General features: G+C 65.5%; 11 protein-coding genes. 9 read left to right on the forward strand and 2 right to left on the reverse strand.

All coding sequences use genetic code 11. The features are described 5' to 3' along the window. Positions 1 to 2,968 precede the first annotated feature (2,968 nt). Positions 2,969 to 3,553, forward strand: coding sequence for an FHA domain-containing protein (locus ACIBCN_RS23070; protein ID WP_396993678.1), 585 nt, complete (start codon positions 2,969 to 2,971; stop codon positions 3,551 to 3,553). Between the two features lie 450 nt (positions 3,554 to 4,003). Next, positions 4,004 to 5,044 (forward strand): chitinase, encoded by a 1,041-nt coding sequence (locus tag ACIBCN_RS23075; protein ID WP_396993679.1) that lies wholly within the window; start codon positions 4,004 to 4,006, stop codon positions 5,042 to 5,044. 328 nt (positions 5,045 to 5,372) lie between these two features. Here the strand turns inward: ACIBCN_RS23075 and ACIBCN_RS23080 are convergent, their stop codons facing one another. Then, the gene (locus ACIBCN_RS23080; protein WP_396993680.1) at positions 5,373 to 6,617 is read right to left on the reverse strand and encodes a helix-turn-helix domain-containing protein; all 1,245 of its coding nucleotides are present in this window, start codon (positions 6,615 to 6,617) and stop codon (positions 5,373 to 5,375) included. 542 nt (positions 6,618 to 7,159) lie between these two features. Here ACIBCN_RS23080 and ACIBCN_RS23085 point away from each other — a divergent pair. Next, entirely contained in the window at positions 7,160 to 7,369 is a 210-nt protein-coding gene (locus tag ACIBCN_RS23085; RefSeq protein WP_396993681.1) for a hypothetical protein, read from the forward strand. A gap of 81 nt (positions 7,370 to 7,450) precedes the next feature. Here ACIBCN_RS23085 and ACIBCN_RS23090 read toward each other — a convergent pair whose 3' ends face one another. Continuing rightward, a complete protein-coding gene (locus tag ACIBCN_RS23090; protein ID WP_396993682.1) occupies positions 7,451 to 8,320 on the reverse strand; it encodes a LysR family transcriptional regulator in 870 nt (289 codons plus the stop codon). A 387-nt stretch (positions 8,321 to 8,707) separates the two neighbouring features. Between ACIBCN_RS23090 and ACIBCN_RS23095 the strand changes: the two genes are divergently transcribed. The 6 genes from ACIBCN_RS23095 to ACIBCN_RS23120 all read left to right on the forward strand — a co-directional run bounded on the left by ACIBCN_RS23095 (position 8,708) and on the right by ACIBCN_RS23120 (position 14,235). Continuing rightward, on the forward strand, positions 8,708 to 10,150 hold the full coding sequence (locus ACIBCN_RS23095) for a form I ribulose bisphosphate carboxylase large subunit (protein WP_396993683.1): 1,443 nt from the start codon (positions 8,708 to 8,710) through the stop codon (positions 10,148 to 10,150). 20 nt (positions 10,151 to 10,170) lie between these two features. Beyond that, entirely contained in the window at positions 10,171 to 10,593 is a 423-nt protein-coding gene (locus ACIBCN_RS23100; protein ID WP_396993684.1) for a ribulose bisphosphate carboxylase small subunit, read from the forward strand. Continuing rightward, positions 10,583 to 11,596, forward strand: a complete 1,014-nt coding sequence (locus tag ACIBCN_RS23105) for an AAA family ATPase (protein WP_396993685.1) — start codon at positions 10,583 to 10,585, stop codon at positions 11,594 to 11,596. The genes ACIBCN_RS23100 and ACIBCN_RS23105 overlap by 11 nt, the downstream gene beginning before the upstream one ends. A gap of 16 nt (positions 11,597 to 11,612) precedes the next feature. Then, the gene (locus tag ACIBCN_RS23110) at positions 11,613 to 12,818 is read left to right on the forward strand and encodes a class 1 fructose-bisphosphatase (RefSeq protein ID WP_396993686.1); all 1,206 of its coding nucleotides are present in this window, start codon (positions 11,613 to 11,615) and stop codon (positions 12,816 to 12,818) included. Positions 12,819 to 12,845: 27 nt separating this feature from the next. After that, entirely contained in the window at positions 12,846 to 13,724 is an 879-nt protein-coding gene (locus ACIBCN_RS23115; RefSeq protein WP_396993687.1) for a phosphoribulokinase, read from the forward strand. A gap of 97 nt (positions 13,725 to 13,821) precedes the next feature. Next, positions 13,822 to 14,235, forward strand: a complete 414-nt coding sequence (locus ACIBCN_RS23120; RefSeq protein WP_396993688.1) for a nuclear transport factor 2 family protein — start codon at positions 13,822 to 13,824, stop codon at positions 14,233 to 14,235. Positions 14,236 to 14,253 lie beyond the last annotated feature (18 nt).

Genomic DNA, 14,253 nt, shown 5'->3' on the forward strand with positions numbered 1-14,253 from the left:
CGAGCCACGGCGTCGGGGGCGGACGGTGGCGCGGTTGGCTACCAACTGGTTGATGGGGTTGGCGAACGGGGATGTTGACGAGGTCGAGTTCGGGGTGATCACGCCGGGGGACGGTGGGATCGCGGTGTTCCTGCACGGTGGGGTGTCAGCGGTGCTGGCCGGGGTGGAGCGGTCGGAGGTGCTGCGAGGGCGCGAGGCGGGGTTCACCGTTGATCGGGTGGTGCTGCCCGCACCGGGGATCGGGGCCGGGTTGTTTGTCGATGAGGTGGGCCGCGAGGTCGAGATGCTGCCTGCGCGAGGAGTTTTCGCGCTCGGGGACGGTACTGCGCCGGGGGCCGGAGCAGTTCTGTGGTTCGATGCGGCCGATCCTGAGTTTGTCGAGGAGGCGGCTCCGCAGGGTGGGGCGTCGACGCAGGCCGTCTCCGACAGTCGCCCGGCGTTCGAACCGTGGCGCGAGTCCCCGCCCCAAGACGCCTTCGATCCGCGGCGAATGCCCGACCCGGAGCACGCTTCCGACCCGGAGCGTCGGTCTGACTCTGACGTGCGGCGGGGGTCTGACTTGCCGCCTGGGTCCGACCCTCGATACGGGGCAGACCCCCAGCGCGGGTCTGACTTCCAGCATGAGCCCGACCTGCAGTATGGGGCAGACCTCCAGCGCGGGTCCGACTTGCAGCACGAACCCGACCTGCAGCGTGACTCTGACTCGCGGCATGAACCCGACTTACAGCAAGGGTCGGACCCGGACCGTTGGTCTGACTTGCGGCGTTACTCTGACGTGCAGCATGGATCTGACCCTTGGCATGAAGCGGACCTACAGCAGGGTTCTGAGTTGCAGCCTGGGCTCGACCCTCAGCATGGGGCAGACCTCCAGCAGGGTTCTGAATTGCAGCGCGGGCCCGACCTGCAACATGGGGCAGATTTCCAGCGCGGGTCCGACTTGCGGCATGGGCCCGACCGGCAGCGTGACTCTGACTCGAGGCATGGGCCCGATTTACAGCGAAAGTCTGACTTGCGGCGCGGGTCTGACTTCCAGCATGAGTCCGAACCGCAACGAGTGGCCGACCTGTGGAAGCGCGATGAATCTCTGGATGCGCCGACGGAAAACTACAGCACGTCGCCGATCTGGCGGGAGCCCGTCGTAGACCCTGCGACTCCGACAGGTGGCGAGCAGGGGCACTATGGCGCATCAGCCCACGCCGCACCGGAGCCCGGGCTCTTCCTCGACACAGCGGTACCACAACACACTGGGGCGCCTGGCGATGAATCATCACCCCTAGCCCGGGAGCCCTCACCCGCAGCGCATTACACCGACACGGCCGAGTCGGCACGCCCCGAGACGCTCGGTGACGAAACATCAGCCCCCGCGCAGGGGCCCTCGCACGCAGCGCAGTACTCCGACATGGCCGTACCAGAACGCACTGGGTCGCCCGGCGACGAATCAACACTCCCCGCGCGGAAGCCTTCGCGCGCAGCGCATTACCCCGGCGCGGCCGCATCAGGACGTCCCGGAGCGCTCGATGAGGAAACGTCACCCCATCCACTGGAGCCCTCGCGCGCACCGCATTACTCTGAGGCGGCCGTACCAGAACGCCCGGCGCCGCCCGGCGACGAATTCTCACCCTCAGCCCGGGAGCCTTCGCGCGCAGCGCATTACCCCGACACGACCGAGTCAGGCCGTCCCGGTGCGCCCGGCGGCGACTCATCGCACCCCGCATGGGAGCCCACGCGCGCGGCGCATTACCCCGACACAGCGGTACCAGAACAGCCAGGGTCGTCCGGCGACGACTCCTCACCTCCCACCCAGGATGCCTCGCGCGCACCGCATTACTCCGATGCGGCCGCATCAGAACCTCCTGGGTCGCTCGATGAAGAAACGTCACCCCACCCGCTGGAGCCTTCGCACGCAGCGCACTTCGCCGATGCGGCGCAGTCAGAACGTACGGGGGCACTCAGCGGAGAAGCGTCGCCGCTTGGCGCAGAACCCTCTAGTGGGCGACGCTTCCAGGATCCGGCCCTACCTGTGAGTCCCGAGGTGCGGCATGAAGACTCGCCACCTCTCGCCGGAGAGCCTTCGAGCGGGTCACACTTCCCCGGCTCTGTCGCGCCGGGCAGCACTGGGCCGGGCAGCGAACAATCGCCATCCGTTGCGGCAGAGTCTTCCGGAGTGCCGCACGACTCTGGCGCGGCGCCGGGGAGGATCGGGGCGGTCGGCTACGAGTCGCAATCTCCTGGCGCGGCCGTGCCTGCGAACACCAAGTCGCCGTACGAAGAATCGTCCCCTGCCGCGGGGCAGCCTGCGAGCGCGCCGCGTTTCCGTGGCGCTACAGAGCCGGGGGACATCGGGGCGGTCAATCATGGCTTGTCCCCGCTGGGGGGAAGCGCGCCGAGCGCGCCGGGTTTCTCGGGCGGAGCTGCAGGCAGCAGTGGATCGTTCGGTGAAGGCTCGGCAGGGGAGCCGCCGAGTGGGCCGCGCCTCTCGGGCGGGGCTGAACCTACGGGTTCCGAGTCGTATGAAGGCTCGCCACCCATCAGTGTGACTCCACCACGCGGAGCGATGACTCCGCCGCATTCGCACCACGCGTATAGCGCCTCGGGTGCTGAGGGACCGAGCGATGACTCGTCTCCGATGGGCGTGGCTCCGCCGCGTCCGCTCGATTATTCGAGCGCGAATCCCGAAGGGCTTAGCCAAGATTCGCCGTTTGTAAGTTCGGCTCCGCCGGACCTTGCGATGCCTGACTCGTACGGCGCCTCGGGTGCCCCCAGGTCGAGCGACGACTCGTCATCGATGGGCCTGACTCCGCCGGATTACTCCAGTGCGCATCCTGAGTGGCCGAGCCAAGAATCGCCGTCGGTGAGTTCGGCTCCGCCGCGCATTGCGATGCCGGCGAACCTGAGGAAGGTGGAGGGGGCGTATGGCGGTGAACAGCTTGGCATTGCACCGCAGGAATCCGGGACGCAGGATCAGGTTTTGGATCAGGGGTTCGTCAGCGATGTCGATCTTCAAGAGACGATGGTCTCGGCCGAGGGGTTGGTTGCCCGGGTTCTGGGCGGCGCTCCGATTCCCGAGGGGGCCCCGCACGGTTTCGTGGTCAAGGGATTCAAATGTGCGCGTGACCATCTCAACGATCCGCGGGTGTCGTTCTGTGCGGTCTGCGGCATCCGAATGGACCAGTTGACCTGCATCCTCACCGATGGTGTCCGCCCACCGCTCGGGCTGCTGCTGCTCGACGACGGCACCTCGTTCGTCCTCGACAACGACTGCGTGCTCGGGCGCGAACCCGAACACGCGGACGCCGTTGCCCGCGGTGCCCGCCCGGTCCGGTTGGAGGACGCGTCGGGCGGAATGTCGCGCGCCCACGCCGAGATTCGCCTCATCGACTGGGACGTCACCGTCGTCGACGGCGGCTCCACCAACGGCACCCACATCCGCCAACCCGGCCACCAGGATTGGACCCGCGCCATCCCCGGCCACCCGGTGAAGCTGACCCCCGGCGCCCAGGTCCAACTCGGCGGCCGCGTCGTCACCTTCGACTCCCAACACGGTCAATTGTAACCAGCACCATCAACTGGACGTGGCGGCAAACCGCAAGCGGTCCCGCCGCCACGTCCGGTTGGCTGCGCACCTCGCCCCGAACGGCCAGCAACATCGAATTCCGCACTCTCTCTTGGGATCCGCACCGTCTTTAGGGGCCCCTAGTCGGTGCGGGTCCCGAGAAAGGGTGCGGATTTCGACGTGGTGGGTCGCGACCAAGATCATGGGGTATTGGTGTCGGCATCGTTCGAGAGAGCACTTGCATCAATTCCCCATGATCATGGAAGCGTCTTTTACGAAGGGAATTCGGGCTCAATTCTCGGGGACGGTGCGGTGGCCAATTTCGGAAACGTGCTGCTCCCCAGTTGTCGCCATTGGAGTTGATCATTCTGGGTGTGGTTCTACTTAGCTATGAATTCCACATGTGGCTCTCGTGGGGTCGGCCATCGCTTGGTGCTGCTCCGGTTTGTGATGGCTTTGCTGGCGGCGATCGGGACGATGGTTGTCGCGGTCGCGCCGGGTGTTTCCGCGGCGGCGAACGACACCACCTGTCCCACTAAGCCGAAGCCGACAGGGAAAGTGCTGCAAGGCTATTGGGAGAACTGGGACGGTGCGTCCAATGGTGTTCATCCGGGTATGGGCTGGATCCCGATCACCGACGCTCGCATCGCCGCGCACGGCCACAATGTCATCAACGCGGCGTTCCCGGTTATCGAATCCGACGGCACCGCGCGCTGGGAGGACGGGATGGACGCGACCGTGAAGGTCGCGACGCCCACGGAGATGTGCCAGGCCAAGGCGGCCGGTGCCACTATCCTGATGTCGATCGGCGGTGCGGCGGCAGGCATCGACCTCAACTCCAGTGCGGTCGCCGACCGGTTCGTCGCGACCATCGTGCCGATCCTGAAGCAGTACAACTTCGACGGCATCGATATCGACCTGGAAACCGGCCTGGTCGGCAGCGGCAACATCAAGACCCTGTCGACCTCCCAGGCCAATCTGGTGCGCATCATCGACGGTGTGCTGGCCCAGATGCCCGCGGGCTTCGGCCTGACCATGGCCCCCGAAACCGCGTACGTCACCGGCGGCAGTGTCACCTACGGTTCGATCTGGGGCGCCTACCTCCCGATCATCAAGAAATACGCCGACAACGGCCGCCTCTGGTGGCTCAACATGCAGTACTACAACGGCAGCATGTACGGCTGCGCGGGCGACTCCTACCAGGCCGGAACCGTTCAGGGCTTCATCGCCCAAACCGACTGCCTGGCAAAGGGTCTCACCGTCCAGGGAACCACCATCACCGTCCCCTATGACAAGCAAGCCCCCGGCCTCCCGGCCCAGCCCGGCGCGGGCGGCGGCTACATGGCCCCGAACCTGGTCGCCCAGGCCTGGAACCATTACGGCACCGGCTCCGCGAATCAGTTGAAGGGCCTGATGACCTGGTCCATCAACTGGGACGGTTCACGCAACTGGACCTTCGGCAACAACGTCAAATCCCTGCAAGGTCGCTAGCAGCCACAGCCGCTACTACACTGCGTAGTGCGACAGCGATTGCCGAGCCGGTGCGTATCGGGTTGGGCCGCAGGGGAGCATGGGCGGCCCTGGTCGCCGGAGTCAGCTTCCTCGGCGTAGTGGGAGGTTTCCGTTCTCCACCTGGACCGCCATCCGCCCCCCGCATCCCTGGCCCGCATCGACCTCACCGAACCAATCCCCGCCCGCACCCAAGGTTGGCGCCGAGTATCACCCCGATCGATCGTGGTCAACGTGGACGACGCCGATCCGTTCCTTTCGGCGCTCGACTCAGCCCGCCGCAACTAGGGCGCAGCGTCGCTCGAGACACTCAGCCCAGACCCATAGCGCGTTCGAGGCCGGCCAGCCCGGCGTCGAACGCAGTCGGTTGGGCGCGACGTAGCAGATGTTCGACAAGGCCGCGGGCAAGAGGGTGGTTGTAGACATAGTGCGGGGCGATAGCGGCGGCCTGGCGCAGCGTCGCTACCGCGACGGCGTCCTGGCTGAGTTGGCTGTAGGCGCGGGCCAGGTCGATGTAGTGGCTGGTGTGACGCTCCTTGGAGGGCACGGCCGCCAGGTCGAATCGGCCCTTTCGCGCCAGCGCGATGTCTGGCTGATCGAGTTCGACCGCGATCTCGGTCGCGTGTATCGCGACGTTGCCCGGGCCGAACACGGTCTGAAAATCGTTGCGGTCCACACCCAAACGGGCAGCGACACGTTGAGCCTCGTCGAGGTGCTGTGCGGCAGTGCCCGCGTCATGGCGTCGCGACGCGGCGACCGCGCAACGGAGGTTGAGCGCACCGTAGAGCGACAACACCTGCGGGGTCGGCGCTTTGAGCAGATCGGCCAGGTCGTTCATCGCGGCTTCGGCGACTGTAAAGACCTCCGAGGGTGACCCGGTATGCAGCAGGACACCGCACCGGTCCCACGCCGAGCATGCCTTGAGCAGGGGATCGTCGACTATCGCCGCCCCGATGGCGGCGTTCTCGACGGCGGTCCACGCGAGGTCGTGGTAGCCGAGCTGATTGAGCGCCATGCGTGCTATGTGGCCCGTCTCGACGATGAGCCCATACACAACGTCTCTCTGCGGCGTTCCCGCGGTGTCGAGTGCTCGGGTATTGAGGGCCTCGACCAACTCGGGTAGCGCGAGCATCACCTCGAGGAGGTTCGCCGCTTGGCGGCGCCGGGTCACCCGGTTCACGCTGTTGCGCAACGCACTCAACGATTGCGGCACGCCGACAGCGTGTATGCGGGGGTGCCCGGACAGGATCAAGCTGGTGCGGCGCAATGCGGTTCGCAGGGTGGGGACTTCGCTATGTCCGGCGTTATGCGCGGGCTCGCCGGGGTGATACGGCTGACCGAGCAGCCACGCGACATCGATGGCGAGGACTTCGGCGAGTCTGTCGATGAGTGAGAACTTCTCCAGGGCAAGCCGGCCATTCTCGATTTTCTCGAGCCACGACTCCGACCGGCCCACCAGTGCGCCTAGCTCTGCCTGGCTGAGGTTCTTCGCCTTCCGCGCCCGGCGTATCCGGGCGCCCACGCTGTCGTTGTTATCCCCACGACCGCTCGTCATAGCGACATTCTATGTTTTTTTGTGACCGAAAACCCGTAACAAGTTACGGGTTTCGAGAGAGTGGCTTTGGCAGGCTGAACAACCCAAGCAGGACCGAACCGGCTTTCTAGATCGCAGCCCAAAGCGATCCATGCCTGGACCTTCCTAGAGAATACGTCAAGGGCTTTGCGCTACATGATCGAATGCAGTAAATCGGAAGGGATCGCCTGTGTCCGCACCCCTGACTCGCAGCGCGGGCCGAGCGCTGATCAGCAAGCTGAAACGCGGTTGCGGCACGTCCGCGACGGTTGCGGGCCGTCGAAATATTCCGCGTGAAGATCTTTTTCAGACTTTCCGAATTGATCTATTTGAGAAGTGCCCACGCGGCTCTCCGTTGCGATTTCATGCTTTAACGATAAACGTTCTCGGACACTGGCACACCCCCTGGCAGTCCAGCGTGATCGCCGGAGTTCTGGAACAAGTACACCCCCGCCTGCTGGAGCAGACGGGGGCGACTGAGCATCCCGAATGTCCATGCTGCGAAACCTGAACAACGGAACACAATGAGAGTAACCAAACGCCCCGCCCATATCATCCCAGGAAACCCGGAACGCCGGATCGGGCACTGGGCCATCGACCTGATCGCACTGACCATGATCGCGGCAACCGTGATCGTTCTAGTGACCGTCGGCAACGCCGGAGTGGCAGTCCTCGCTGGCGCGAGCGGCTTTGTCGTGGCGGTTTACGAGGTCTGGCGGCGCAACAGATCGTAATGAATGGTGTTGAGCAACGGCGCAATAGCGGCTGAGCCGCAACCACATTCACCATGCGGTTCAGCTGATGCGGCGCTGGGATCAGGCCGGGTAGAAGGCGGCGGGGCCTACTTCTTCGGGGTCGAGAATATGAGTGAGGAAGAGGCGGGTGGTGGGGGTGGGGGTGCGGGTGGTGATGGCGTGCCAGGGGCGGTCGAGGGGGGTGCCGGTGACGGGGAGGATGCGCAGGGTGCCGGATTCGAGGTCGTGGGAGACGGCGTCGCTGTGGATGAGGGTGACGCCGAGGCCTTCTCGGGCGGCGGCGAGGACGGCGCCGTGACTGCCGAGGGTGAGGGTGGGTGGGGTGATGTCGAGTTGGTCGAGGAGGGCGAGGGTGGCGTCGCGGGTGCCGGAGCCGCGCCCGCGCAGTAGCCAGGTGGTGCGGAGCGGGTCGTGGTCGGTGGCGCCGACGACGATGAGGTCGCTCGGGCGGCGGGCGCGGATGACCAGGCCGGTGTTGCGGGGTGGCCGGCCCGCGATGACGAGATCCGTTTCGTGGTGCTGCAATTCGAGGAACAGGACGTCGCGAGGGTGCACGGACAGGCTGAGCTCGATGTCGGGGTAGCGGTTGCGGAATGCGGCGAGCGGGCGCAGCAGGACGTATTCACCTGCGGTGGCGACGACGCCGATGCGTAGTCGCCCGGTTTCGGCCTGCTGGACGGCGGCGTGGGCTTCTTTCATCAGGCCGAGGATGCTGCGGCAGTATTCTGCGTAGACGCGGCCCGCTTCGGTGAGCGCGATGCCGCGCCCGGATTTGGCGATGAGCTTGGCGCCGAGCTGTTTTTCGATGTGCGCGACGGCGGCGGAGACGGCGGCCTCGGTGATGTGCAGCTGAGTGGCGGCGCGACGAATGCTGCTGAGGCGGGCGACCACCAGGAATGTTTCCATCCTGGCCGCACTGACCGCTCCCATCTGCCGACGGTAGCAAACGATCGACGGTGACTCTGGTGCCAACGGAATTGACGGCTCCGCGGGTGCGGCGCGGGGGTGGTGATCTGTGGAAACATCGATGATGTCGAGGTCGACCCGACGGCGGCGCGTGAGTCCCTTTCCGCGCCGCGCGTGAACACCCCGGGACGGTGCGCGTCCCGGGGTGTTCGCTGCGGTTTCCGGAAGTTTTCCGCCGCCCGCGAACTCCTTTACCCGATCAGGGTCGCGCGAAACCTGACTATTTCGTTGAGCTTTCGCAGGAACAATCAAATTGTTTGTTGTCGGCGCTGCCGTCATCCTGGAATTCGTAACGCGCACAACCCGACCCCGGCAACGGGCGTCCCGCAGTAACGACTGCCAGGAGGAACAATGGCCGAAGAGACCGAGCGGGACCGGTGGGATCCGGGCGTTCAATCGTATGCGTCTATGGGGTATTACGCGCCGGACTATCAGCCGTCGGATACCGATGTGCTGGCCGTATTCCGGGTGACTCCGCAGCCCGGCGTGGATCCGATCGAGGCCTCGGCGGCGGTGGCGGGTGAATCGTCCACGGCGACATGGACGGTGGTGTGGACCGACCGGCTCACCGCGCACTCGAAGTATCAGGCCAAGTGTTATCGCGTCGACGAGGTGCCGGGGCGCCCAGGGGAGTATTTCGCTTATGTCGCTTACGATCTCGACCTGTTCGAGGAGGGCTCGATCACCAACCTGACGTCCTCGGTGATCGGCAATGTGTTCGGTTTCAAGCCGCTGCTGGCGCTGCGCCTGGAGGACATGCGGATTCCGGTGGCGTATGTGAAGACCTTTCAGGGTCCGCCGCACGGCACGGTGATGGAACGCGAATATCTCACCAAGTACGGCCGGCCGCTGCTGGGGGCCACGGTGAAGCCGAAACTCGGTCTGTCGGCGCGTAATTACGGCCGGGTGGTCTATGAGGCGTGCAAGGGCGGGCTGGATTTCACCAAGGACGACGAAAACATCAACTCCCAGCCGTTCATGCGGTGGCGCGATCGCTATCTGTTCGCGATGGAGGGCGTGAACCGCGCCATGGCCGAGACCGGTGAGATCAAGGGTCACTACCTCAATGTCACCGCGGCGTCGATGGAGGACATGTACGAGCGGGCCGAGTTCGCCAAGGAACTGGGCAGTGTGGTGATCATGATCGACCTGACCGTGGGATACACCGCGATGCAATCGATGTCGCACTGGGCGCGGCGCAACGGGCTGCTGCTGCACCTGCACCGGGCCGGGCATTCCACCTTCACCCGGCAGAAGACACACGGGGTGAGCTTCCGGGTGCTTGCCAAGTGGTGCAGGCTGATCGGGGTCGATCATCTGCACGCGGGCACGGTGGTCGGCAAGCTCGAGGGCGACCCGGCGACGACGCGGGGGTTCTATGACACGTTGCGCGACAACCACATTCCCGCGAACCTCGGCAACGGGATCTTCTTCGACCAGGACTGGGCGAGCCTGCCCGGGGTGATGCCGGTGGCGTCCGGTGGTATTCACGCGGGGCAGATGCATCAGCTGCTCGACCTTTTCGGCGATGACGTGATCCTGCAGTTCGGCGGCGGCACCATCGGGCATCCGCTGGGGATCGCGGCCGGTGCCGAGGCCAATCGGGTGGCATTGGAGGCAGTGGTCAAGGCCCGCAACGAAGGTCGCGATCTGCTCAAAGAAGGCCCGGACGTATTGCGTAAGGCCGCCGAGATCTGCCGTCCGCTCGAGGTCGCGCTGGCGACCTGGGGCGATGTCACCTTCGACTACACCTCCACCGACGCACCGGATGCGGTGCCGACGGCCACGCGCTGAAATCCCCTGGAGCACACATCATGTACCTGCGTCACGGAACCTTTTCGTACCTGCCGGAATTCACCGACGCGGAAATCTCCGCCCAGGTGCGCTACGCGCTGCTCAACAGCTGGCCGGTGTCGATCGAGTACACCGACGACCCACATCCCCGTAACGCCTACTGGGAGATGTGGGGGCTGCCGCTGTTCGATCTGGACGAGCCCGACGGTGTCCTCGCCGAAATCAATGCCTGCCGTTCGACTTTCCCGCGCCACTACGTGCGGGTGCTGGCCTACGACGCCCGCTTCGGCAGGCAGACCACGGCGCTGAGCTTCCTGGTGCAGCGTCCGGCCGACGAACCGGGCTTCCTGCTGACCCGCCTGGAAGGACCGGATCGTCAGCAGAAGTACGGCCTGCGCTCCTACGCCACCGACGATCGCCAGGGACAGCGGTATGGCGGCTGAGGCCAACGGCTTCCGACTACACCGTCCCGGCACGGGCGACGGCAGGCCGGTGCGCGCCGAGCCTGCAGAAGCCGACGCGCCCGATATTCTGGATGACGACGCGGTGCTGGATCTTTCGACCGACATCGCGGGCAACGACGTCGAGGACACGCTGCGCAGGCTCGACGCCGAACTCGTCGGCTTGGCCAACGTCAAACGCCGGGTGCGCGAGATCGCGGCACTGCTGCTGATCGACCGGGCCCGGCAACGTTTCGGCCTGAGTTCCTCGCGGCCCACCATGCACATGAGCTTCACCGGCGGTCCTGGCACCGGCAAGACCACCGTCGCGCTCCGCATGGCCGAAATGCTGCACGCACTTGGCTATATCCGAAAGCCCAAGGTGCACACCGTCACCCGGGATGACCTGGTGGGCCAGTTCATCGGCCACACGGCGCCGAAAACCAAGGAGGCACTGGCCAAGGCGGCAGGCGGGGTGCTGTTCATCGACGAGGCCTACTACCTGTTCCGCCCGGAGAACGAGCGGGACTACGGCCAAGAGGTCATCGAAATCCTGTTGCAGGAGATGGAAAGTGAGCGCGCCAGCCTGGTGGTGATCTTCGCGGGTTACCCGGACCGGATGGAGCGTTTCTTCTCCGCCAATCCCGGCCTGTCCTCACGGGTGGCCCACCATCTGGAGTTCGCCGACTACACCCATGACGAGCTGATGGGTATCGCCGAACTCATGGTGGCGGGGGAGAACTTTCGCTTCGACCCGCCCGCGCATACCGCCTTCGCCGAGTATCTGGAACTGCGGATGACCCGGGCCCGGTTCTCCAACGCGCGCAGCGTGCGCAACGCGCTGGACCGCTGCCGGCTGCGGCAGGCCAAGCGGCTGGTGGAGCTGCACCGGCCGCTGACCAGGACCGATCTGATCACGCTGACCGACCGGGATGTCTACGGCAGCAGCGTGTTCACCGACAGCACCGCACCGCAGGACGGGCCGAGCGCGCGGGCCCCAGCGTGACGAGATCGAGGCGCCCATGCCAGAGGGACTGAAGACGCTCACCCGATACACGATCGAGGAGGAGCATCGGCACCCCGGCTCGTCCGGTGAGTTCTCCGCGTTGCTGAATGTTGTTGCCACCGCGACGAAGATGATCGCCAATCAGGTGACCCGGGGTGCCATTGTCGGATCGCGCTGGGGGACGGCAGGAGGCGAAGCCGACGGGGTGGGTGAACACAGGGGGACGGCAGGAGGCGAAGCCGACGGGGTGGGTGAACACAGGGGGACGGCAGGAGGCGAAGCCGACGGGGTGGGTGAATACCGCGCCGCCGAGCCGGATAATCTGCCACCGACGGTGCACCGCAAGCTCGACGCCATCGCCAACGACATCATGGTGAGCGAGACGCAATGGACCGGGCATCTGGCCGCGCTGGTGTCGGAGCAGATGACGACCAGTCACCCGGTGCCCGACGCGCATCGGCGCGGCAAGTATCTGCTCGCCTTCGATCCCCTCGACGGGTCTTCCAACATCGACGTAAATCTGCCTGTCGGAACGATTTTCAGCGTACTGCGCGCACCGGAGCGCGAGAGCGGCTCGCCCACCGCGGATGATTTCCTGCAGCCCGGCGTGCGTCAGGTGTGTGCCGGGTTCACCCTCTACGGCCCGGCGACCATGCTGGTGATCACCACCGGCAGCGGTGTCGACGGATTCACCCTCGACCGCGAGATCGGCGCGTTCGTGCTGACCCATCCGCGGATGCGCATCCCCGAGGACACCTCCGGGTTCGCGATCAACGCCGCCAACGAGCGGTTCTGGGAGCGGCCGGTGCGCCGCTACGTGCACGAGTGCCTCGACGGGGTGGAGGGGCCGCGCGGGCGCGATTTCAATATGCGCTGGGTTGCCTCGCTGGTCGCGGACACCTTCCACATTCTGACCAGGGGCGGGGTGTATCTGTATCCGCACGACAACCGTCCGCCGGTGCGTCCGGGGCGGGTGTCGTTGCTGTATGGGGCCAATCCGATCGCGTTCATCGTCGAGCAGGCCGGTGGGTGGGCGACCACGGGGGGCGAGCGGGTGCTGGAGGTGCCGCCCGAGCACGTGCACCACCAGGTGCCGTTGATCTTCGGGTCGCGCAACGAGGTCGAGCGGATCGAGCGGTATCACAGCGAGCCCGACGAGGGGCATGTCTTCGACAGCTCGTTGTTCGGGTCGCGGTCGCTGTTTCGCCCGGCGCCGCACTGAAATCTGTTGTGCCATCGAGGAGGTGCCATGTCGGTCAAGCATCCCGTCGTCGCGATCACCGGATCATCCGGTGCGGGAACGACAAGCGTCACGCGGACATTTCAGGAGATATTCCGCAGGGAAGGCATCAATGCCGTTGTGGTGGAGGGTGATTCGTTCCACCGCTACGACCGCAACGAGATGAAGCTTGCGATGGCCGAGGCCGAACAGAACCGCAATCTCACCTTCTCGCATTTCGGCGAGGAGGCGAATCTGCTCAAAGAACTGGAGACGCTGTTTCGTGATTACGGCGAGACCGGGGTCGGGGCGGTGCGCAAGTATCTGCACGATGAGGTCGAGGCCAAGCCGCACGCGCAGCCCGCGGGCACGTTCACGCCATGGCAGGATCTGGTGCCGGGCAGCGATCTGCTGTTCTACGAAGGGCTACACGGTGCCGCCGTCACCGACAGCGTGAATGTCGCGCAGTACGCGGATCTGCTGGTGGGTGTGGTGCCGATCGTGAATCTGGAATGGATTCAGAAGGTGATCCGCGACAAGACCGAACGCGGGTACTCCAGCGAGGCGGTGATCGATACGATCCTGCGGCGCATGCCGGACTACGTGAAATACATCTGCCCGCAGTTCTCGCACACCTACGTCAACTTCCAGCGCGTGCCCACCGTGGACACCTCGAACCCCTTCATCGCACGCAGCATTCCGACCGCCGACGAAAGCTTCGTCGTCATCCGCTTCGCCGACCCCAAGGTCATCGACTTCCCCTACCTGCTGTCGATGCTGCACGACTCGTTCATGTCGCGGCCCAACTGCATCGTGGTGCCCGGCGGCAAAATGGCACTGGCGATGCAGCTGATCTTCACGCCGTTGATCCTGCGGCTCATGGACAAGCGTCCCAAGCGCCCGCACTGATCATCCGCGGCGGGCCCGTGCGCGGGTGCCGCTCGGAAGTTTCTGCGTTACCCTCGAACCGACCCTATTCAACGAGTTGCATATGCGAGGTGCCGTGATGACTACGTTCCGCGAGGCCGTCGAAGCCAGAGACACCGAGGCGGTCGAGGCGCTGCTCGCCGACAACGTCGTCTTCACCAGCCCGGTCGCGTTCAAGCCCTACCCCGGCAAGGCGATCACCGCCGCCATCCTGCGCGGCGTGCTGCGCGTCTTCGAGGACTTCCACTACCTGCGCGAGATCGCCAACCCCGACGGCCGCGACCACGCGCTGATCTTCGAGGCGAAGGTCGACGGCAAGACCGTCAACGGCTGCGACTTCCTGCACTACGACGACAACGGCAAGATCGACAGCCTCACCGTCATGATCCGCCCGCTCTCCGCCGCCCAAGCCCTCTCCGAAGCCATGGCCGCCCAATTCCCCCGCATCCAGGAAGAGGCCTTGGCCGCCGCGCAGGCCCAGTCGACCTCATAACGCCGAAGGCTCTCGGTT

Origin of the sequence: Nocardia sp. NPDC051052 (genome assembly GCF_044456045.1) — a bacterium.
Taxonomy (GTDB): Bacteria; Actinomycetota; Actinomycetes; order Mycobacteriales; family Mycobacteriaceae; genus Nocardia.

Bases quoted from the DNA above. Each gene is read 5' to 3' on its own strand.
- ACIBCN_RS23075 (WP_396993679.1), top strand. From the start codon at position 4,004: ATGGCTTTGCTGGCGGCGATCGGGACGATGGTTGTCGCGGTCGCGCCG.
- ACIBCN_RS23080 (WP_396993680.1), bottom strand. From the start codon at position 6,617: ATGACGAGCGGTCGTGGGGATAACAACGACAGCGTGGGCGCCCGGATA.
- ACIBCN_RS23085 (WP_396993681.1), top strand. From the start codon at position 7,160: ATGAGAGTAACCAAACGCCCCGCCCATATCATCCCAGGAAACCCGGAA.
- ACIBCN_RS23090 (WP_396993682.1), bottom strand. From the start codon at position 8,320: ATGGGAGCGGTCAGTGCGGCCAGGATGGAAACATTCCTGGTGGTCGCC.
- ACIBCN_RS23095 (WP_396993683.1), top strand. From the start codon at position 8,708: ATGGCCGAAGAGACCGAGCGGGACCGGTGGGATCCGGGCGTTCAATCG.
- ACIBCN_RS23100 (WP_396993684.1), top strand. From the start codon at position 10,171: ATGTACCTGCGTCACGGAACCTTTTCGTACCTGCCGGAATTCACCGAC.
- ACIBCN_RS23105 (WP_396993685.1), top strand. From the start codon at position 10,583: ATGGCGGCTGAGGCCAACGGCTTCCGACTACACCGTCCCGGCACGGGC.
- ACIBCN_RS23110 (WP_396993686.1), top strand. From the start codon at position 11,613: ATGCCAGAGGGACTGAAGACGCTCACCCGATACACGATCGAGGAGGAG.
- ACIBCN_RS23115 (WP_396993687.1), top strand. From the start codon at position 12,846: ATGTCGGTCAAGCATCCCGTCGTCGCGATCACCGGATCATCCGGTGCG.
- ACIBCN_RS23120 (WP_396993688.1), top strand. From the start codon at position 13,822: ATGACTACGTTCCGCGAGGCCGTCGAAGCCAGAGACACCGAGGCGGTC.